We start from the raw sequence: 23,546 nt of genomic DNA on the forward strand, positions 1-23,546 counted from the left end.
CACACTAAAAAGAGCGTCTTTTTATTATATTTTTCAGCAACTATGAATATTTTTTAGTTGTTACTTTCTAGAATCTATACCCAACATTAACTCCAGCCCTTGGTACAACTGCATAAGAGTCTTCCGCAAACATATTCCTAGCGGCTCCTGCATATATACCAACTACAAAACCTCCATTAGATATATATTTAGTACCTACAGCTAACCCTAAAGCTCCGTCTGTATATTTTTTATAAGCCTTTGCTCCTGCTATATCTATTTCTTTTTCTCCTGTATTAATTCCTAAAAATACTTCTCCAAAATGATTCCAATTACGGTTACTAGTAAAGTAATGACGGAAATAGGGTGTAAACATTTGTTTTTCGTTATATCTAAAATCAGCTGATACTTTTTCAAAGTTGAACAATGCAGAAAGTCCTACTGAAGATTGATCACTTAAATAGTATTCGTAAGATACTTCTATTGTTTTCATCACCAAAGCATCTGCTAAGTCTAATTTTATTTCCTGTTGTGCATTCACTAAAGAGCTAGCAAAAAGTAACGCTGCTACTACTATTTTCTTCATGTGTATTTTATTTTATTACTATAATATTTCTGTATGATGCAATTATAATACCACAAACTTACTTAAAAAATAGCTTTTAATTGAACAGAACCTGTATGTATTGCTTGAACATCTTTACTTTTTCTGCCAAAATAATTGAGTGATAGGTTTAAAATGGCTGTTAACTTTTGATTCCATTGTAAGTTCCACGTATAGTTTTTGCCTGCCTGAAGCCCTTCAAGCATTTGATACGCTACTGGTGAATTGGTATTTCCAGTAAAGTTATTTAGAAACATTGATACATCTGCACTTAATTGGTTTTTCTTTTTACTCATAAAAAAGTAAGAAGCTCCTAATTTTTGCTGTTGCAATTTCTCAAAATTTAAAAGTCTGTTTTCCTTGTTTTTATAATGATAAGAAACAGAAAACTTATGATCTTTACTATATAAAAAAGTCAGTTTTGGCTGAACCTCTTTGCTATCAATTATATAATTTCTATTGGCTAAATTTTCGGTTTGTAGTTTATTTTCTGCAATAGAACCTTTGGTTTCAAACAACCAGAATTTAGTTAGTTTATGCTGCCATTCTAATTGATGGATAAAGGAATTACTTTCTTGATTTCCTATAGAAAATTGTTGTTTGTTTTTTGATCGTCCATAGGTATAAATCCACGTATTTTTTTGAATGCCTTTATTAATGTAAAAACTATTTCTAAAATTAAAACTTAATCCCAACAGTGCTGTTTCTTCTGTATTAAAAGGATTCCAATGAAAACTAGCTTTATCTCGAATACGTTCATTATCAATAGACAGATATGTTTGATTATATAAATATGAAAATATACTTTTTGTTCCTTTTTTAGTTTTCCAATGGGAAGGGTTTAACGTAATAGCTTGTTTCCATTTTACACGTTGGGTTGGCAAAAATCGAATATTAGGCAGCGCTATTCTTAAATAGGTAGCTTGATCTTGAAATTGTGCTACCTCAAATTCATTAAACTGCTGTTCACCATCATTATTATAGTCTATCCAAGTATAATATCCTTGTCCTGGTTCTGTTTTTATATATACAAAATCTTGTCGTGCTATATTCCCCGAAGAAGTTTCATAACTGGTATTCAGCGTCAAGAAGTTTTTAAAAAACCGTTGATTATAATTAAGCCTTGAATTTAAAGCGGTCTCGTTAGCTGAAAAGCTATTATTTGTAATTCTATAGTTAGCATACACAGATAAATTAGTGCGTTTGTTTTGAATTAACTTACTATCTATATACCATGTTTTTCTGCTATTTATATGAGTAAATGTATTGTTTCTAATACTGTCATTGGTTCGGTAATTAAAACCCGTTTTTACAAATACTTTTGCACTGTCGCCTATTCCATAAAACCCTTCATATTCTTGAAACTGATGATTGTTAGCATCAAAATTATTAGTAGTTATTTCTTTTTGTGAATTGGTTTCAAGGTTTACAAAACCACCAACCCATGATTTTTTAAGACTGTGAACTGCTTTGGATTTTACTCTGAAGAATTCTCCTTTTTTGGTTGTTGTTTTATTTTGCAGCCAACTTCCATTCAACCAAAAACGAGTACTATCTATTTTAGTAACTGCTTTTAAAACATGTTTATTTCCTGAAAAGTTATTAGTGAAATTTAAATGGTGAAAACCATACGAAAACGCTGTTTGTTTTTTATTATCTATACTAAACGTGGTTCCTATTTCATGCTGATCACCTAGCGTATTTACCAAATTCCAATCTCTATTAAACTCTACTGCTTGAAATCTTTGAACGGTTTGAAAATTATCTTGAATAAATTTATAATCTACATTGCTAGTTACGCGCCATTTTTTATCTAACAATCGTTGTTTCCATCCTAGTTTTGTAGCCAAGCGTTGATTTTTAGCATCGCCAATTGTTGAAAATAAATTGGCATCTTGGTCGCTATATGCTAATTCTGCTTTTATTATTGTTTTTTCTGAAGGTGAGTAACCAGCATTTACCACAGCCACTTGAAGTTTTGTAGGCGGAATTAATTGTACCACTGGATTAAAACTCCCTAAATTTTCTCCAACATATTTATAAATGGTTCCAATAGCAATGGTTTTATCTATGGCATAGGCTCCTTCATTTATGCCAACATTAGAAAATAGTACTGAATATACTTCATCATTTTCATTAGTTGTATATTCAAAAAATTCTACTCCTGCAGTTATTGTTTTTTTATATTGGATTCTATTTACAGAAAATTCATCGGCAAAAGCACTAGGCGTTATCATTTTTTCTACATCATTACCTGCATCTGCCAAAGTTTGCTTTTGATTATCGGTTAAGCTTTGTTGTATAGGCTGATTTTTAGCATCGTTTTCATTATAGAAAAACCCTGCTATCGAAAATTTTTCACCTTTATATTGTGCTTTTTCATAAGTAATAAAACGTGTGTAATTTCTATCTGAATATTGAAATTCTATACGCACACGCATATCATTAGTTATTGGGTATGTGGTGTTAAACCTTATTTCTCCAAGATTATAATCTATTACATAGTGTTTATTAGTTCCTCTTTCTATTAGGGTTCCATTTACATACACCCTATCACTTCCTTCTACCATAATAATTGCCGACTCATTGTTAGAACCAAAAATTTTATACGGCCCTTGGTTTCCTTCTATTCCTGTAAAATTAAACGTAGAAAACTTACCTCTAACAATGGCTCCAGATGCAGATATATTTGTTTCTTTGTTTATATTGGCGGCTACTTCTATTCCTGATACTTGTTTACTGAAATTTAAAAAATAACTATCCTTATTTTCTAAGCTTACATCTCCTCCTTTTACACGCCAATTTTTACTGTATAACTCTACAAAAATCCGATCAAAATCCGTAACGTTTTGTGAGTATCCGTTTTGCTGTAACGGAAAATTGGTATCAAAAATATTAGCTCTTATCCCCACTTTTTCTGAAAGTTTTCCTGAAATAGTTAAATCTAAAGACGAATTGGTCACCGCATTTTGATTATTCCCTGCTGTAACACCACGGGTAATAAACCCTTTGGTTTCTAAACCTTCAAAAAGGCGAACATTTTTTGTTTTTTTATTGGTAGTTTCACTATAGAGTTTCCCTGTATTTTGAGTACTTTCTACAATTAATCGTTTGTCAAATGGTGAATATGTTTTGGTAATAAATTCTGGATAACGATAGTATTCTATAACAATATTTGGATGCTTTTCTTTATCAATTATCAGCTGCGACAATCCAAAGTTTACCTTATAGTTTTCTGGAGCAATGACTTTTCCTTCCTGTGAAAGGATTTTAAATTTTGTAGGATTGATACTTACACTATCAATTTGAATGGTATCATTTTTTACAGCTATTTTTTTTAATTGAAATTCTTTTGGTTTCGTTTGTGAATATCCAACTACTCCCAGCATAAAAAACAAAACACAAAAGATTTTATTCGTCATATTTTATCAACGTAATGAACGCAAAAATAGTTTAATTGGTGTAAAATGAACAAGAAGCACGGTTTTTAAATAATTCGTTGTTTTAAAACTTGTGCAAGAAAAAATTTCTCAGAAAAAAGTTTGTACACTCTTGTACAAGAAATAAAATGCAAAAAAAATATTTGTACAAGCTAGGTTTGTACAACACTGTACAAGAAAATTTCTCAGAAAAAAAAGTTTGTACAACGCTGTACAAGAAAAAAATTGTAAAAAAAATGTTTGTACAAAACTGGTAGGCACCATACTGTACAAGAAAAATTTTCGAAAAAAAAAGTTTGTACAGTTGTGTACAATAAAAAAACAAAAACGGAAATTCATTGTACAAAAAATAACTAGCTTTGTACTGTTTTTTAAAAAGCTATGAAAAATGTATAAACGATGTTATCATCCGTTGCTTATTGTTTTGTATACTAGCGACATGTTAAGTGACCAACAAATTGCTCAAATACCCAAAACTACCAGACATAACTGGAAAAAATTTACACACCAAGAGTATTATGGGTATCAATGGGCTACTGATTATATTGAGCAATTTGATGCTATAAAGGAGGTATATGCTTCTAAGTTTTTATTTACATCATTACGGTTTTTAATTGCAACTAGAAAAGGGTATTTGCATATGTTAGGAGAATTAGCTCATAACAAAAACCTTTTACAATTACATGCTTCTAAAATAGTCAGCTCTATAAATCATCTTGCTTCCTTATCTAAAGTATCGGTGGTTACTGCTTGTAAATATTATGGGGTTTCTAAAGATTGGTATTACATACAGAAAAGAAAATTGATTTGTAACTTAAGTCCTTTTCAAAAATGCTATAAACAACACCCGAATCAGCTAACAGTTAAAGAGGTGGTTGCCATTGAAAATTTAGTTACCAATACAGATCATTTTGGAAAAACGAAAACCACTTTATATTACCATGCGATGATTAATAATTTGGTAACTTGTGGGAAATCTACCTTTTTTAAATATGCTTTGGCTTTAGGGTATAAAAAACCAAAGCGTTTTAAAAACAACTCAAAAAAAGGTTTTAGAGCTTCTCGTATTTTTGAGTGGTTGCATGTAGATATCACTAATGTTCGTACTGAAAATAACGGAATGCAAAAAGTAGCTTTTGTAAAAGATAATTTTTCGAAAGCAATTTTACATTACAGTTCTACCGATGGAAAAACTGGTAGCGAATTTATTAAAAACCTTTTTCAAGAAACTTTTGAGAAGTATCAATTATTGAATACAGTGAGTCCGATTAACATTTTGTCTGATGGTGGAAGTGAAAACAAAGGAGAACTTTTAACTTGGATTCAAGATATACAAGCTCCGCCAACAGTTACCAAAATTACTGCTCAAACAAAAGAGTTTCCTTTTTCTAATTCCATGTCAGAAAGTACACATAGTATTTATAAAACCGAATTTATGAACGGAAAGCTGTCTTTAAATACCCAAACACATTTACAATCTTTAGAACGGTTTGTTCAATATTATAATTATGAAAGATATCCTACTGAGCTTTATGGATATACTCCTATGGAAATTATACAAGGTAAAATTCCTGATAAAAATAGGTTTAAACAACAAATACTATTGGCTAGAATGAATAGGCTTAGCAGCAATCAACAGTTTAATGATTGTACAAAAATCATGGCTTGTAATATTTAAAAGTATTAAAAAACAGTGTTTTTAATCTTTCTTTACTAATTAGTACTTTTTTTAAAATGTAAAAACCACGCTATATAGGTATAACGTGGTTTTATTTTTATTGTTTTACTTACCAATACTGGATACAGATTACAAATCTGCACTAGCATTTATACTTTATAACTGGGCTCCATAAATATCTTCTTAACCCTTAGTATTACTAAGAAATTCCAATATTGGAACCTTTTTGTCGTGGTTTTAAGTAGAGAGTGCACACTACCATTATTTACAATTCTTATTAAACCAATCCTCCCAAGCTCTAATATCTTTGCTTTTGACTTCATGCTTACCTATCCAATCTCCTTGATTAATAGCTTTTATACCAGTGAAATTTTCAATAGATTCTATTTTATCACTAATTTTCTCAATTGTATAAATAGTATCTTTAGTGTTTTCACTATATTCCTTTAAATATTTTAACTCTTTTAAATATTTAAAACATTCTTTTTGATTACTTCTTTGTTTACATGAAGAAAAAATAAAAACTACAACTAAAAATTTTAATATTTTCATTTGGGTGTCACTTTTATAATATTGTTATTAGATATTTGTATTGATATATACTTAAGCTTTCCATTTTTCCTGTAAGGAACTAAAAAACCATTTCTATTTCTTGTCATCTGTGATTGAACCCTTTCAGAGCCATTAATTAAGTTTTCTGCTTTTGAAGCCTTAGAATGAGCACTTCTATATTCTTCTCCTAGTTTTTGCTTTCTATATTGTTCTACAAACTCATGTAAAAGAGCAGCTCCAGAAGTCTGAACATCACTCGTACTACCAAATTTTTCTATATCTGATATATCTATTTCTTCTAACTCATAACTACCTATAAAAACTTGGTTAGATTTTTCAGAAACCCCAATCGTAATATTTTCATCATCTTTGATAATAGTACCTAATAATTTTGCAATTAATGATACATTTTTACTGATTTTTCCTTTCTTGTTAGTTTTTTGAAGAGATAATACCCCTTTTTTAGAAGAAACTTTATAAAAACCGTTTAAAGCAGTATTTAATACATCTACTGTTCTTTTAATTAATTTTTCATCTCCAGTTAGAGTAATTTTATCATCTACTTTATTGTTATTACTTCCATCAGCATTACCCCCGTTTTTAGCATACTTAATAGCTTCTTCTTCAGAAACAACTGTTCCATTTATCACATATTGCTGTGTTTCAAAATTATAAATAGAATCTGCTCCACTAGGGTCAGCGAAAAACACAGGATTATTGTCAAAAGCATTATAAGTAGAGTTACTCCAATGCGTAACAGGGTCAATCGAAGTCCATCTTGCAATAGCTGGGTCATAACTTCTCATATCCATTTCCATTAGGTTTAATCCTAATGATTCTTCTAACTCAATCCCGTTATAACCAAACTTCTGCGCGGTGCTGTTTCCAAGCGAAGAAACGTTGTTATTATACCCTTTATGCTTTAATCCAAAGGGATAATAGTTAGATTCTTCTATGATTTCAGTACTAGGTGTAATAACACCATCTTTGTTATTATCTGTATATGATAATCGTATGTTTCCTAGATGGTCTTTATATTGATATACATAGTTAAAAGCGCCTCCATCATATTTTACATGCCCTTCTGGATGACTAATAAACTCTAAATTAGTCACTCCTACTTTTGGGAAATAATCATACACATAATCACCTGCGTATTGTGTTACATTCCTTGCATTATTAGACACTACTTGTTTTTCTAACTTAACACCTGTAGCGTCATATACATATACTATTTCTTCACGATTAGGTATTTTAGCTACTCTTGTAGGTAAGCCTAAGTGGTTATAATCTATAAGATTAATTCCTTTATTTATATCTGATTTTAAATTCCCGTTAACATCGTAGTAGTATTCTGTATCCACATTTGCTCCATCTTTGAAGCCATGTGCTTTATGAGAACTATGCGCACGGTCTGTTACTTTTTGTAGTTTGTTTCCACTATCATAACTATAACTAAGGTCATCCATTAACTGGCTATGTCCCCAAGCGTCTCGATAGTTTCTTTTTAACTGGGTAAGGTTTCCATTTTTGTCGTACAAGATGTTAAACACACTAAAGTTATGCTCTTCCCCAGTGGCAGTGTAGTCTGCAAGTGTGATTCGATTCAAAGCATCGTAACCATATTGATAACTTCTTAACTTGTTATCATTAGCTGTTAGCCAATTGGTTTGGGCTATGTTTCCATTATATAAACGTTTGCTTTGGTCGGTCACATCATTGTATTGAAGGCTAAAGTTAAATAAATCATTATCATCTACCGCATCTTCGTTGATCTTTTTTAACCAACCACGTACATTGTACGTATAATCTACTTTTTGTAATCCTTTACTATTGTCTACAATTTTAAAATCTTTGATTTTCCCACCTGTATGATACATAGAAATATCTCCTAACAAACTTCCTGTTGATGGCGTTTGTGAAATATAAAATGTCTCGCCATTCTTTTTGTAATGTATCTCACTTCCTATACGTTCTACTCTAAATACATCGCCTACTTTATAGGTTGTTTTTTGTCCTTTTGGTTTTCCTTTTTCATAAATATGAACAGTATTTGAATTTCTAATATAAATTGCGTACTTAATTGTATTATAGTGTGCATTGGTGTTTGCATTAGATAATCCAACCATATAATATTTATTAACTTGAGTAGCTGAAAACTCTACATAACCATCTTGATTAAAACTTCCTAGGGTAGCTAAACCAACTGCCCAACCTAAACCTCCTATTTTACTTATTACACCTTTATTAATACTAATACCACTAGTTACATCTTTATAACCTGCTCTTGTTCCATTACCAGTTTGCTTACTTTCTAGTTGCCCTAACTCATCATAATTGTTTTTAACTATACGCTCAGAAATTTGCTCATTGATTTGTTGGGTTTGACTTACCAATCTATCCATATGATCGTATTCAAAACGATCTACCGTAACAATAGCATCCTTGCCTGTTTTTGTGTGCGTGGTTTTGGTTTCTAAAACCTTGCCTGTAAAGTCATCTAACTTGCTTTCTACTATATCCGTAGTTTGTAAATACTCATTTTTATTTGCCACATAAATAGTTCTTCCTTTAGTATCATAACCATTAATAGTCATTACCCATTTTGGTTCTCCTCCTATTAATACTTTTGATTTTGTACCTGTAACAAGACCTTTAACATTATTAGTTGTTGTTACATTTTGTACGGTTGAAGGTACTACTAATCCATGTTTCCAATAATCATAATTATCATAATAAGTAATGCTATAAATATCATTGACAAAAATTACATTGGGATAAGCATTATTGGTGTAATGATATAAATGATTCCCTCTTTCTTCAAACAGGGTATTATGATTATTAGCCGCTTCTTGAACAACAATTCTGTTATTATTGTTTTTAAAAATCCCTGTATAAACAACCCTTCCTAAAATATCGTATTTCGTAAATAACCACTTCCCTTGACTTTTTAAGTTTGCATCCTGCGTTAAAACCGGTCTATCTAATTTATCATACACTATATATTCCCATCCCTTACCAGCTATTTTCTTTTCTACCAATCGGTTTCTGTGGTCGTATTTGTATTGATAACATAACTCGGATAGTTCACTTGTTGAAACCCCATCATTGGTGGTTACTTTTGGAGGCAGTACATAGGTTAAATTTCCAAAATCATCATATACATAATAGGTGTCGTGCGCTTGGTTGGCATTGTAAGTGCGCTTTAAAACTACTTGTCCTTGTTTGTTTTTAAACTCTTGTGTAGTATGGTTGTTACCATCTGTAGCTTCCCAGTTTTCATCTTTGGTCACTGTTTTACTCAATTCACCTGCTTTGTAATACCCATTATTGGTTGTTCTAGTTCTTAAAGTTGGTGTATAGGTATTGTTAGCAAAACTGGTAGTTACATAATAATTACGTACTTCTGAAGCACTATTAGTTGCATATTCAAATTTGATACTATGGCTATTGTTAGTATACCCTTTTGCTGAATAAGTACTTCCTTTTTTCCAGTCTTTTCCGGGTGCTGCTTGTTCAAAGACTCTATTTAATGGAGAATCTTCCAATACTTTTTCTGAATAAGCATTGACCTCTGGTAAAGAAACGCCTGCAAAATCAGTAGTATGCTTAGTTTGGTAATAGGCATTCGTAGCTGTGGCTATATCTCCTGTTCGTATGTCTGCACTAGTAGCAGAAGCATAGGGTAGGTATTCTTTGGTTTGACGTCCAAACTCATCATACTCAAAATGTGTAACAATATCTTTTGGTGCTGCTAAAGAACTGATAGCACTCTTTGAGTTTACAATTTCTTCTACTGTTAAATCACCGCCATCTACTTGTTGAAATAATGGACTCCAAAAATATTGACGCACGCTGGTATCTGTACAATAGTATAAATAGTTACGTAATTGCGTGGTATGTACATTAGAACGCCAAGTATACTCCGCACCATCTAAAACTTTATTCCCTTGTTTATCATACACTCCACTAACTCCTGTATCTCCTCCTGTATAATCATGCGGATGTACAATACCTACTAATAAATACCATTCATTTGCTTTAGGTAAAAAAGGTGATAAAAAATAAGGGTTTGGATTAGCTGTACCATTCAAATTGTTTACATTTCTAGTACCATGATAAGTTCTTCCTTGAGCTCTTCCTCCTACTTTATTCTTTTTTACCCATACTGTATAACGGTAGGTTTTGGTATTATCAATAGTAAAATAATCAGTATTCCAACCTCCATCTGCATCATCTCCTGAATTAGGTATACATTCCCATAATAAATCATTTGATCCAAATGGCGTTGTTCCATTTATAATTTTGTTTTCTACACTCCCGCCATTACGGTTGTAAAAATCAGTAGCTGTGTTATTGACCGTCCAATCAATAGGCATTTCATTGGCATTGGTTAAAACCCCTCCGGCTTGTAAAGCAATACTTTGTTTTGGACGTCCTAAACCGTCAAAATATTGAATGGTGGTACTTACCTCGTCTTTGTTATCTCCTGTAACTTTTGTGGTACGTGCTTTTTTATACGTTTTACTTACCACATAGTTTTCTGTTTGTGTTTGGGCTTGTAGTCCCATAGCTAGTAGCGTGCATCCGACAACTAAACTTGCTTTGACTTTGTTAATAAATTTCCTTTTCATGACGCTTAGTTTTTATAGTGATACTCATTTTCTTTTACAATATGTCCGTCTGAATTTTTAACCAAGTGCAAACGGTTAAAAGCATCGTACTCATAATACATGGTAATTCCTCTTGGATCGGTAACACTGGTAACACCTACTAATGGATTGTAGGTAAAGGTAGTTACCTGCGTAGCTTCATTGGCAAAGCTGTTTCGTAAGGTTTGTAAACGTGTTCTTAATGTATTTTCAGTTGCTTCTGAAACATCATTATTCGAGGCTGTAATGGCATTGTTTATCGCAGTTTGTTGTGCGCTAGTAATACTGCCATATCCTTCTATTTTTGCAATGGGTTGGGTTTGCTGATAGCCCCAAACGTAATAGATTTTTGTCCCGTCTTTTTTACTTACTTCTACTGGATTTCCTTTATTGTCATAGTCATGATATACTACACGGTCTTCCAATCCTGATACCCCTTTTGCCGTTTGTACAAATTCTGGTAAATACAAACCTCCAAAGTTTTTGTAATTGGTACGTTGGGTAGATTGTAACACATTGTTTTTATAGCTTTCTACCTGCACAGGTTCTGCAATACGGTTTTGGGTTTTTAACTGATCTATAGCGGCTTTTTCTGCAATAGTTAAATTGTCATGCCTTAATGAAGAAGTACTTGTCACATCATCAGGATAATAGGTTTTGGTTTTTAACACCAAACCATTACTATCAGTAGTTTCGGTACGTGTAAGTTGTAAATGTTGGTCATTGTCATAAAAATAGTTGGTGCTGCTTGTTATGGGGTTTTCTCCATTGTCATCGTATAGCTTTTGTTCACTTCTATCCATATAGAACCAGTTTGTTCTATACCTTGTTTCCATAACATCTAAATTAGATAGGTTACGTAAATCTGGTCTTGTAAATATGGTTCCTAATTCGTAAACCCTTTTAATTGTATAACCATAAACAACATCATTAAACCTATTATCTCTTTTATATTGGTTGGTAACTTCTTGTACTTTAATAAAAGTATCTTCTTTCTTTTTTAATAGGGTTTTCCTTTTTAATAAACCATTATCCCATCCAAAATTATCAAAAGGACTATTTTCTATTATTGAGCCGTAAACTATAGCTGGAGGAGTATCTGGTTTAACAAAATATTCATATTGTTCACCTCCTTTTTCAAAATTATCTCCACCATAGCTTACTGTTACATATTTATAATTGGTATTAAAGGCTGAGGATGACTCGTATAAATTCCGTAAGCTAGAAGAAGTTAGTGATTTGTGAGTGTAATAATTATAAAATCCTGAGATAGGAATCCCTTCTTGACATGGTGTAGTACTTACAAGATTAGAAACATACCAAGGCGAACGATAATTAAAACCTGATGATTTGTTTAAGTTATTCAAATCACCATAGTAATATCTTATAGTTTCTGTTTTTCCTACATTTGGTATATTCTCTTTCTTTTTTATTCGTAATCCACCAATAAGATCTGTTTTTTCAATAGTTTCAGGTATTGGCTTTTCTTTATGAAATAAAAAACTAGCACCAGCAATTACACAATCTCCTCCATTGAGTGAGAACCTGTAGGTAGTATTTGCATCTAGCTTGATATAAAATGTTTTGTGGAATCTATTTGGAGCAATTGTAGCACCTGTACCTATTGATGTTAAGCCCGCAACACTCTTAACATACAATTGTTCTAATTGTGATTTATTAACATTATAAACACTAAAATTGGCACTTACTCTATGGGGAGGAATACTTTTATTTCTACAACTCTCTGAAAAATCATCTAAACTTACGTAAGCGTTAATAACAATGTCTTGCTCATAATTAGGTGTGGTTATTTCTCCTGATTCATCAATTTGTATACCGTCTAAAGTAGTACCTCCAGGAGGCGGAGGACCAGGAAAATCGCCTGAGCTTATTGATACTAGTGTTTTATCAGGGTACACATCTTTTACTACAGTTCTTGAATGGTTTTCATAAGTAAATTTACTAATTCCTTTTGTGGGGTATTCTATTTCTTCTAATATACCATATTGACACACTATAGGGTCAATTTCTTTATCTGCTCCTATATTTTGAACACTTAAAGCGGTAGAAAATGTTTCTGTTTTTGATGGGTTTGGAAAAAAATACAAATTGTTTTTACCATTGTAATACCCCCAATGATCTTGGCTAAACGACATACGTTCAGGTAATAATTCAGGGGTTTTGTATTGGAATACATATTTTTTAGAAGGATCTTTATAAATTACTTCTTCTAAAAAAACTCTATTTTTATCCGTTATTAAATGCTTTAATGTAAAAGCTTCTATTTCTGATTCTTTACTTAATGTAATTTCATCTACTAGATTAGTTATACCAACATCTGGGTTGTTTTTGTACTTTATAACTAAAGTAGTATTGTCATTATTATTAGTAATACGTTTTAGTTTTTTCCCTCCAATAACACGTATCATAGTGGTAGATACTCTACTTATTTCTGCATTAGAGCCTAAAATACTACCTTTGCAATCTACTTGATAAAATGGTTCTAAAACAGTTAAAGATTGTGCTTTGTTAGAGTCATAAGTATAGGCATCTGATTCATAAGTCAAATAAATTTCATCTCCTTTTGGGTGAGTAATTTTAGTTAGATACCAAGCTGTTTTTGCTGGCAAACTTTCTACATTATGTCCTTGTCCGTAGGTTCTATTTGCTGTTTTTTCAAAAACAGTAAAATAATATAGTACTCCTAATGTATCTGTAATTGTAAATCCGTCATTAGTCATTTCAATTTGAAACCCCTTAGGTATTAGGGGTACAATGTTTTTATCATTGTCAAGTATAAATTGCCCCGAATGTCCTAAGAAGTTGTAATTAAAAACATCAATTGAAGTATCTTTTAGATTTTCTCTATTATTAGTAATAGCAAAAGATTCAAAATAACGGATAGTTTCTCTATCTGCATAGTTTCCAATTACACTTTCGGGTATTTTTGACGTTCTATTTTCATCTGGCTTTCCTCTTACCGTTCTTGAAATAACTCCGCCAATATTTAAACTCCAACCTAAACCAACATTACTTGTTAATTGGTCTACCTTAATACCACTTGCGTTATAACTTAAGCTAATAGGTACTTGTAAATTATTGGTTTTATAAACGGTTAAAGGAACGCTGGGTTGGACGGTTCCCGTAAAATGACCTACTTGTACTTCTCCGTACTTTCCTAGCTCATAAGCCGTGGGTGAAGGAGGTATTAAATTAGGGAGTTGTGGAATATCTCCTTGTTTTTGTGCATAACCTACTACGCCTAATAGCATTGCGTAAATGCATAACAATGTTTTTTTCATAAAAAATTGTGATTAAATTAGCAATCGTTTATTTTAAATTCTTCTCTAATATTTTTAGGCAAATTTAGTTTCTTTTTTTATTTCAACAACTTTTTCAGCCTCTTTTTTAATCATTTACCTTAATTCTGTACGTAATTCCTAGGTTTTTACTTTTAAAACACCATACTGTACAAGAAAAAAAATTCAGAAAAAAAGTTTGTACAGCTGTGTACAATCAAAAAATAAAAACGAAAATTTATTGTACAACATTCAACATAAAAAAACAGGTCTACTTATTGTTGTAAACCTGTCTATATGTGATTATTTATAAAATAAATCCTTAACAATTACAATTTGTATCGCAGCCATTTTTCTTTTTAGAAGGTAAAAAAAACTTCTTCACCAAGAAAAACACTGCCAACAAAACAATACTATAAGCTATAATCTCTTGCATTAACTTAATATTTGATAAGATAACAACGCACTAACATATGCCAATAACCCCATACCTACAAGTTGAATCATTGGCCATTTCCAACTTTTAGTTTCCCTTTTAACTATTGCCAAAGTAGCCATGCACTGCATAGCAAAAGCATAAAATAATAGTAATGAAATCCCAGTAGGAAAATTAAATCGTTTTCCTCCTGTTACTGCATTTACTTCAGAAGCCATTTTTTGTTTAATTGTAGTAGTATCTTCATCGTTATTTTCAACGCTATAAATAGTAGCTAACGTACCTACAAAAACTTCACGTGCAGCAAAAGAAGCTATTAAACCTATTCCTATTTTCCAATCGTATCCTAATGGTGTTACTATTGGCTCAATAGTTTTACCCATTATTCCAATATACGATTTTTCTAGCTTTACAGATGCTATTTTTTGGTCTAACTCAGTACCTGTAAGATTGGTAGTGGCTTCCGTTAATTCTTTTTCTACATTATTATAAGATGTTGGTCCATGAGATGCTAAAAACCACAATACTATTGATATTGCTAATATAATTTGTCCAGCACCTAAAATAAATGCTTTTGTTTTTTCTAAGACCTCTAATCCTACATTTTTTACAGAAGGCACTTTATAATTAGGCATTTCTACTACAAAAAATGAAGTGCTTTTAATTTTTAACATTTTATGTAGAACATACGCTGAACCTACTGCTGCTATAAAACCTAACAAATACAAACTTAACAAGGTAACCCCTTGTAAACTTAAAAAACCAAATAATTTTCTATCAGGTATTATCAAAGCTATTAAAATAGCATATACTGGCAATCGTGCCGAACAAGTGGTAAAAGGTGTTACTAAAATAGTTATTAAACGCTCTTTCCAACTAGTAATAGTACGAGTAGCCATAACTGCTGGAATAGCACAAGCTGTTCCTGATATTAACGGAATCACACTTTTTCCACTCATTCCAAAACGCCTCATTATTTTATCCATTAAAAACACTACACGACTCATGTAACCTGTTTCTTCTAAAATGGCGATAAATAAAAATAAAATAGCTATTTGAGGAATAAAAATAACAACCCCACCAATACCTGGAATTACTCCATCTGTTAGTAAATCTGTTAATTTCCCTTCTGGAAGTATTGTTTTTACATACTCAGAGATATTAGCAAATGTTCCATCTATAAAATCCATAGGAGCAGAAGCCCATTCAAAAATAGATTGAAACATTAACAATAAGAGCCCAAAGAATATGACATAACCAAATACCTTATGTGTAAATATTTTATCCAACTTACTTCGCACATCAGTAGCTTTAGTTTTATCAACAATATATGTCTCTTTTAAAACTTCATTAATGTACTGATAACGATAAATAGTTTCTTTGTGCTGGTATTTTTTTAAGGTAGATACATCGTTCTTAAAAGTAGAAAGCTTCTCTTTTTCCTCCTTTGTCAACAAAGAGACTTGGTTTTGCGTAAGCATTAACCATGTTTTATATAAAGAATAACGATCTGTAACAGTTTTTAATGATTCAAAGTACGAATTATCAATCTTTGACGTAATTGAATTAAAATCTTTTGTAACTTCTATTTTTGAATAATCTGCTATTTGTTTTTTAAGCTCATCAATGCCTTTTCCAGCTCTAGCAGAAATTAAAACTACTTCTGTATTTAATTTAGCTGATAATTTTTCAACATCAATTCTTATTCCCTTGCGTTCCATTTGATCTGACATGTTTACTGCCAAAATGGTTGGTAATCCTAAATCTTGAACTTGCGTAAAAAGTAATAGATTCCTTTTTAAATTCTCTACTTCTGCAACTACAATAATTACATCTGGTAAATCCTCAGTGGCTACTACTGATCTGATTACCATACTTTCATCTAATGAAGTTGGATTGATACTATAAGTTCCTGGTAAATCTACTACAGAGGCTATTTTATCATCAAAAAGCTTACATTTTCCTTGTTTTTTATCAACTGTAACACCAGGGTAGTTTCCTACTTTTTGATTCAATCCTGTTAATTGATTAAACAATGATGTTTTTCCTGTATTTGGATTTCCTATTAAAGCTACATTAATTTTTTTACTCATAATTAAACTTTAATTAATTGGATATTTGCAGCTGTTTTTTTTCTAATGGCCAAATAACTTCCATTAACGCATATATATAAAGGATCATTCAATGGAGCAACTTGTATTAATTCTACTTCTGCCCCAGGTAAACATCCCATTTCCAGTAATTTTAAAGGTATTCTATCTAAGCTTTCTTCTGATACAACTCCCTTTTCCCCTATTTGTAATGATGCAATTGTACTCAATAAATTAAGTGTATGTTAGCTTGCAAATATACTAAAATAGAACCGTTCTAAACTAGAATAAATACTTTATAACTTTCTCCACCATGTTAACATTGTTTGCTTTTACTGAAATAGTATATTTGTAGTATGACATTTGAGGATATTATTGGACAAGAACATATAAAAAAACACTTAAAAAAATCTACTGAAAACGGAAGAATTCCGCATGCTCAATTATTTATAGGCAAAGAAGGTTCAGGAACCTTACCTATGGCTATAGCTTACGCACAACATTTACTTTGCAGCTTTTCTAACAATCAAGAAGCCTGTGTAATTAAGTGTAATAAATTACAACATCCAGACTTACACTTTGCTTTTCCTGTAACTACCACCGATACTGTTAAAAAACACCCTGTTAGCAATCTATTTTTAGAAGAGTGGCGTCAGTTTATTAACAAGTATCCTTATGGAAACTTATTCAATTGGCTTCAACATATTGGGGTTGAAAATAAACAGGGACAAATTGGAGTTGATGAAGCTGAAGATGTTGTAAAAAAACTACAGTTAAAATCTTACGAGGGAGGTTTTAAAATAATGATTGTTTGGATGGCGGAAAAAATGAATATTGCCGCTTCTAATAAATTATTAAAATTAATAGAAGAACCTCCAAGTAAAACTATTTTCATATTAGTTACTGAAGATGAAGGCCAAATAATAAACACGATAAAATCTAGATGCCAAGCTTTACATTTTCCTTCTTTAAGTGAACAAGATATTATTGAAACTTTATTAAAAAGGGAAAGTACTAATGAAGGAGAAGCTACTAGAATAGCTCATCAGGCTGAAGGAAACTATAACAAAGCAGTACAACTGCTTCATAATAATTCTAATGATATTATTTTTGAAGAATGGTTTATTACTTGGATTCGAAGTGCTTTTAAAGCAAAAGGAAATGCTACTGTAATACAAGACTTAATAAAATGGTCTGAAACTATTGCTAGTACTGGTAGAGAAACTCAAAAACAATTTTTACAGTACTGTTTACAATTTTTCAGGCAAGCTTTGCTATTAAATTATGGGACTCCTGATTTGGTTTTTTTAGAAACAAAAACCCCTAACTTTCAATTAGCTAAATTTGCCCCTTTTGTGCATAGCGGCAACATACTCACTATTGAAAAAGAAATTGGAGAAGCACAATACCATATTGAGCGTAATGGAAATGCAAAAATAATTTTATTAGATTTATCCATTAAACTAACACGTCTTTTACATTCAAAAGAAGACAAAATCAAATCATAATGTTTAAAAATATTTCTCTTATTATTTGTGTGTGTTTACTTGCTATAGCCTGTAAACAAGAAAAGAAAGTTGAAAAAAACACAGAAAAAAATAACATACCTAAAGCACTACTAAAAAATTATATGGTTGGTAACTGGGAAACATCCTATATTAAAATAGAAATGCCAACTGTTAATAAAACAGATAGTTTACAAGTTTTTGAAGATGACTTTAGTAATCCTAATTCTGGAAAAGCACAATCTACCTATAAAGAAGATGGTACGTTTTCTGCATGGTTTTTGCAACCTGATGGTAAAAAGTCTGGAGTTACCAATGGTACATGGAAAACCAAAGGAGATAGTTTGTATGTAGACTATCCTTATATAGGAAAACAAGTACAAGCTTGGTATTTAATTACAAAAACCAAAGAAGGATTTGAAGGTAAAGTTATTTATGATTGGGACAATGATGGAGAATTTGATGATAAATTACTTATGAAATCCAAAAGAATAACTACTACAAATTGATAAACGTTAACAATATATCACTCCGCATTCGAATATTCTTGTCAATGATATTGTTAATATTATTGGCTTCTGTTCTTATTGTTTCTGTAACTATTTACCAGTATGATGAACAAACAAAAGAATATAATATTCAACGTTTTGGAAGAAAAGAAGATGCTACCAAACATAATATTGAAATAGAATTAAAGCGCAAAACTACTTACGCTGTAACTACGGAGAATTTATCTAAAATTTTTCAGGATAGAATATATGAAATAGCCACTGTACATAAACTAACTATTTCTATGTATGACATGAATGGTACGCTATTAAAATCATCCATTCCTTATAATTTTGATAAAGCCAAAGAAGAGCCTTTACCCAAAGAAACAATTAAGGAGTTAGCTAACAATTCTAATCATAGAATTTTAAAAAGCAGAACAGAAAAAGGAGTCACTTACCAATCATCTTATACCTATATTAATGACCCTAGATTTAAGCGAATAGGTATTCTAGAACTTCAAATTGCCCAAGACAATGAAGATCAGAAAAAAGAACTAGAAGAGTTCATGTCTCGCCTATCTATTGTTTATTTTTTAATGTTTATTCTTGCCATTATTTTAGCTTATTTTCTATCTAGTTATATCACAAGATCTATTCAAACTATTTCGGAAAAAATTAAAGAAACACGTTTAAATAAACGAAATGAAAAAATAACTTTAGGCTCTGCTAGTGCTGAAATAAATTCATTAGTTGATGCTTACAACAATATGATTGATCAGCTTGAAAATAGTGCTGTAAGATTAGCTAGAAGCGAACGCGAGCAAGCATGGAAAGAAATGGCTAAACAAGTAGCTCATGAAATTAAGAATCCGCTAACACCAATGCGTCTTTCTGTACAAAGCTTTGATCGAAGATTTAACCCAGATGATCCTAATATCCGAGAAAAAATGTCTGAATATAGTCAGACACTTATTCAACAAATCGATGTAATGAGTTCCATTGCTTCTGCCTTTTCTGACTTTGCTAAAATGCCTACACAACGTAGAGAAAAGTTAGACGTAGTAGAGGTTGTAAAACATGCTTTGGATATTTTTACCGAAGATTATATTTATTATATCCCTAAAGAAAATGAGCTTTATGCAAACTTAGATAAAACTCAACTTATACGTATTGTTACCAATTTAGTTAAAAATGCTACACAAGCTATGAAAAAAGATGGCACACAGCCAAGAATAGAAGTTAAAGTAGCTTCAGAAAATAGTAATGTAAAAATCACTGTTTCTGACAATGGAAAAGGCATTATAGAAAAGAACAAAGATTTAATTTTTGAACCTAAATTTACAACCAAAACAAGCGGCATGGGCTTAGGGTTAGCCATGATAAAAAACATAATTGAAACTTATGATGGTACAATTAGTTTTTCATCAACAGAAGGTATTGGTACTGTTTTTACGGTTATTTTACCTAAAATATAACACTACAACAACAAATAGATTATAAAGAATAGAAACATGGATTTTGATAATATTTTAATTGACCAAAAAAACGGGTTAGCTACTATAACTATTAACCGCCCTAAAAAATTAAATGCTTTAAACAAAGCAACTATTGAGGAACTACACAAAGCTTTTCAAGCTTTAAATAATGATACAAACACCAAAGTAATTATTATAACTGGTAGTGGTGAAAAAGCTTTTGTAGCTGGAGCAGATATTTCAGAGTTTGCTCATTTTTCCATAAATGAAGGTGGACAATTAGCTCAAAAGGGTCAAGAAATACTTTTTGATTTTATTGAAAACTTATCTACTCCTGTTATTGCTGCTATTAATGGGTTTGCACTAGGTGGAGGCTTAGAGTTAGCCATGGCTTGTCATTTTAGAATTGCTTCTGATAATGCTAAAATGGGATTACCAGAGGTTTCTTTAGGCGTTATTCCTGGATATGGTGGAACACAACGACTTCCTCAACTGGTAGGAAAAGGGAAAGCTATGGAATTAATTATGACTGCTGGAATGATTGATGCAAATGAGAGTAAAGAGTTAAAACTTGTTAATTATGTTACCCCGTTAAACGAATTATTACCTTTAGCTGAAAAATTAGCTCAAAAAATAATGAGAAATTCCTCTGTTGCTATTAGCAGCGCTATTAAAGCAATTAATGACAATTTTAAAGAAGGAATTAATGGCTTCCAAACTGAAATTACTGAATTTGGAAACTGCTTTGGCACAAATGATTTTAAAGAGGGAACTACTGCCTTTTTAGAAAAGAGAAAACCAAACTTCCCAGGGAACTAAACATTTTTCAAATAGAAAAACATTTAAGAAGGTTATCATAAAAAAAACAGCATCTAGGAATTTTACTAGATGCTACTTTAACTTAAGGGAAAAAAATAAAAATTGTCGAAATTTATTTAATTAATCTCAACTAGCTAAATATACATTTTAAATTTAAACAGCTATACAAAAATCACATATAATGTATATATAGTATACTTTTATGATAATATAGTATATTAACACATTTTAAATCACTGTATAAATGCAAAAGTAGGTTGAAATATGATTTTATTAAAGAGTAAATACAAAAATAGCATCTAAGTGTTTGCTTACTAGATGCCATTCTTAATTTAAGGGAATTGTAAAACTTACAGTATTAAGGGGATGTAAATTAATTACAATTCTAATATACAATTATTTTTTCATTCAAATACAATAATTACTTAAACAAGCATATATTATACAATATAAAGGTAATATTATATCAATAAGGTTGTTTTTATAAAAATGGCTGAAAACAAAAATAGCATCTAAGTGTTTGCTAACTAGATGCCATTTAATTTAAGGGAATTGTAAAAATTGTAATATCAAGGGGAATGTTAAACTTTTACACTTCAAATATAAAGCTAAATTACTGATCAACAAAACAATACATTAGATATAGATTATATAATACAATATAATGTTAATATAGTATATGTATTTATAATTTTCCATTCCATTCAGCATAAAACTGATTCAAAAACTCTTCCATATAGTTATGCCTTGCTTTTGCAATTTGTTTTCCTGTTACCGTATTCATTCTGTCTTTTAACAAAAGTAACTTCTCATAAAAATGATTGATAGTTGGCGCCTTAGATTTTTTATACTCTTCCTTAGACATTGATAAATTGGGTTCTATACCAGGATTATATAGCTCTCTATTTTTAAACCCACCATAATTAAAGCATCTAGCTATTCCAATAGCTCCTATAGCATCCAATCTATCTGCATCTTGTATTACATCCAATTCTTTTGACCTAAAATTTTGCTCAAAGTTTCCACCTTTAAATGAAATATTAACTATAATTTTCTCTACATGTACAATTACCTCATTCTCTACTCCCTCTGACAGTAAAAATTGCCTTGCTTTTTTGGGACCTTTTGTTTCATCACCATTATAAAATTTACTATCTGCTATATCATGCAACAAAGCTCCTAAACTCACAACAAATTCATCTACCTCTTCAGTTTTAGCTATTAGGAGTGAATTTCTATACACTCTTTCAACATGAAAATAATCATGACCTCCTTCTGCTCCTTTTAATGATTCTTTAACAAAATCTATTGTATTATTTATAATTTGAGTTTTATCCATATAACAAAAGTAACTAAATAAAACTCCCGAGTTTATAATAAACTCGGGAGTTTTATAATTAAAAGCTATTTGTTTTTTAAGCTAAAACGTTTCCTTTTAAAATATTTTTTTCTACTAGATATTCAGCAATCTGAACAGTATTTGTAGCTGCCCCTTTACGTAAATTATCAGCTACAATCCACATATTTAATGTATTTGACTGAGATTCGTCTCTTCTAATTCTACCAACAAAAACCTCATCTTTATTATTAGCTAAAATAGGCATTGGATATACATTTTCTTGCACATTATCTTGCACTACTACTCCATCGGTTTTCCCTAAAATATCTAATACTTTTTCAAGTTCAAAATCGTTTTCAAATTGAACATTTACAGATTCCGAATGTCCCCCAGCAGTTGGAATTCTTACCGCAGTTGCTGTAACAGAAAATGAATCGTCTCTTAAAATCTTTTTAGGTTCTTTTACTAACTTCATTTCTTCCTTAGTATAACCATTTTCTAAGAAAATATCACAGTGTGGTAATGCATTTCTACCTATTGGATGTGGGTATGCCATTTCTCCTTCAACTCCAGCTTCTTCATTATCTAATTGCTGAACCGCTTTAACTCCTGTTCCAGAAACTGATTGGTAGGTTGAAATTACAACTCGTTTCATTTTATATTCTTTATGCAATGGAGCTAAAGCCATTACCAACTGAATTGTAGAACAATTAGGGTTAGCAATAATTTTATCATCACTTGTTAAAACATCTCCATTAATTTCAGGAACCACTAACTTTTTGGTTGGATCCATTCTCCATGCTGATGAATTATCAATTACCGTTGTTCCAGCTTCAGCAAACTTAGGTGCCCATTCTAAAGAAGTAGAACCTCCTGCTGAAAACAAAGCTACATCAGGTTTCATTTCAACAGCAGTAGCCAAATTAACTACTGAATATTCTTTTCCTTGATAAGACATTAATTTACCTACTGAACGTTCAGATGCAACAGGAATTAATTCTGTTACAGGAAAGTTACGCTCAGCTAATACTTGCAACATTACATTACCTACCATTCCGGTAGCTCCTACAACTGCTACTTTCATTTTTATTTTTTTTATAGTTAAATCTTTATACAATGATTACAAAGGTTTAAAAAATTACTTTTGGTTGTATATTAAATTTATGTTTTTTTTATAAATAGTTTAA

14 protein-coding genes are annotated in these 23,546 nt (G+C 31.1%); 5 read left to right on the top strand and 9 right to left on the bottom strand.

Translation table 11 applies throughout. The features are described 5' to 3' along the window. Positions 1-67: 67 nt before the first annotated feature. The gene (locus tag ABNT65_RS13850; protein ID WP_348703339.1) at positions 68-565 is read right to left on the bottom strand and encodes a DUF3575 domain-containing protein; all 498 of its coding nucleotides are present in this window, start codon (positions 563-565) and stop codon (positions 68-70) included. A 62-nt stretch (positions 566-627) separates the two neighbouring features. After that, positions 628-4,005: a hypothetical protein gene (locus ABNT65_RS13855; protein WP_348746091.1), complete on the bottom strand. Its 3,378-nt coding sequence runs from the start codon at positions 4,003-4,005 to the stop codon at positions 628-630. A gap of 406 nt (positions 4,006-4,411) precedes the next feature. Between ABNT65_RS13855 and ABNT65_RS13860 the strand changes: the two genes are divergently transcribed. Further along, positions 4,412-5,701 carry an IS3 family transposase gene (locus ABNT65_RS13860; RefSeq protein WP_348746092.1) on the top strand — a complete coding sequence of 430 codons (1,290 nt, stop codon included), beginning with the start codon at positions 4,412-4,414 and terminating at the stop codon, positions 5,699-5,701. A gap of 261 nt (positions 5,702-5,962) precedes the next feature. Here the strand turns inward: ABNT65_RS13860 and ABNT65_RS13865 are convergent, their stop codons facing one another. The 5 genes from ABNT65_RS13865 to ABNT65_RS13890 all read right to left on the bottom strand — a co-directional run bounded on the left by ABNT65_RS13865 (position 5,963) and on the right by ABNT65_RS13890 (position 16,960). After that, complete coding sequence (locus tag ABNT65_RS13865; RefSeq protein ID WP_348746093.1) at positions 5,963-6,253, bottom strand: hypothetical protein; 291 nt, start codon at positions 6,251-6,253, stop codon at positions 5,963-5,965. Beyond that, the gene (locus ABNT65_RS13870) at positions 6,250-10,887 is read right to left on the bottom strand and encodes a DUF6443 domain-containing protein (RefSeq protein WP_348746094.1); all 4,638 of its coding nucleotides are present in this window, start codon (positions 10,885-10,887) and stop codon (positions 6,250-6,252) included. Before ABNT65_RS13870 ends, ABNT65_RS13865 begins: the two co-directional genes overlap by 4 nt. Before the next feature lie 5 nt (positions 10,888-10,892). Further along, complete coding sequence (locus tag ABNT65_RS13875; RefSeq protein ID WP_348746095.1) at positions 10,893-14,207, bottom strand: hypothetical protein; 3,315 nt, start codon at positions 14,205-14,207, stop codon at positions 10,893-10,895. Between the two features lie 432 nt (positions 14,208-14,639). Continuing rightward, complete coding sequence (gene feoB / locus ABNT65_RS13885; RefSeq protein WP_348737525.1) at positions 14,640-16,733, bottom strand: ferrous iron transport protein B; 2,094 nt, start codon at positions 16,731-16,733, stop codon at positions 14,640-14,642. A 2-nt stretch (positions 16,734-16,735) separates the two neighbouring features. After that, on the bottom strand, positions 16,736-16,960 hold the full coding sequence (locus ABNT65_RS13890; RefSeq protein WP_348703333.1) for a FeoA family protein: 225 nt from the start codon (positions 16,958-16,960) through the stop codon (positions 16,736-16,738). Positions 16,961-17,086: 126 nt separating this feature from the next. On the opposite strand from ABNT65_RS13890, the gene ABNT65_RS13895 reads away from it, so the two are divergent. Genes ABNT65_RS13895 through ABNT65_RS13910 form a run of 4 tightly spaced genes read left to right on the top strand, consistent with a single transcriptional unit; the run spans position 17,087 to position 21,020 of the window. After that, positions 17,087-18,238: a DNA polymerase III subunit delta' gene (locus tag ABNT65_RS13895; RefSeq protein ID WP_348737527.1), complete on the top strand. Its 1,152-nt coding sequence runs from the start codon at positions 17,087-17,089 to the stop codon at positions 18,236-18,238. Then, positions 18,238-18,744, top strand: a complete 507-nt coding sequence (locus ABNT65_RS13900) for a hypothetical protein (RefSeq protein WP_348703330.1) — start codon at positions 18,238-18,240, stop codon at positions 18,742-18,744. The genes ABNT65_RS13895 and ABNT65_RS13900 overlap by 1 nt, the downstream gene beginning before the upstream one ends. A 44-nt stretch (positions 18,745-18,788) precedes the next feature. Next, positions 18,789-20,201, top strand: a complete 1,413-nt coding sequence (locus tag ABNT65_RS13905) for a sensor histidine kinase (protein WP_348703329.1) — start codon at positions 18,789-18,791, stop codon at positions 20,199-20,201. A gap of 36 nt (positions 20,202-20,237) precedes the next feature. After that, complete coding sequence (locus tag ABNT65_RS13910) at positions 20,238-21,020, top strand: enoyl-CoA hydratase/isomerase family protein (RefSeq protein WP_348737529.1); 783 nt, start codon at positions 20,238-20,240, stop codon at positions 21,018-21,020. 685 nt (positions 21,021-21,705) lie between these two features. Here the strand turns inward: ABNT65_RS13910 and ABNT65_RS13915 are convergent. Both ABNT65_RS13915 and ABNT65_RS13920 read right to left on the bottom strand, forming a co-directional pair. Continuing rightward, on the bottom strand, positions 21,706-22,359 hold the full coding sequence (locus ABNT65_RS13915) for an HD domain-containing protein (RefSeq protein ID WP_348746096.1): 654 nt from the start codon (positions 22,357-22,359) through the stop codon (positions 21,706-21,708). 76 nt (positions 22,360-22,435) lie between these two features. Beyond that, entirely contained in the window at positions 22,436-23,443 is a 1,008-nt protein-coding gene (locus ABNT65_RS13920; protein ID WP_348703326.1) for an aspartate-semialdehyde dehydrogenase, read from the bottom strand. Positions 23,444-23,546: the final 103 nt, after the last annotated feature.

It is taken from the genome of Tenacibaculum sp. 190524A02b, assembly GCF_964036645.1.
GTDB lineage: Bacteria > Bacteroidota > Bacteroidia > Flavobacteriales > Flavobacteriaceae > Polaribacter > Polaribacter vairaonense.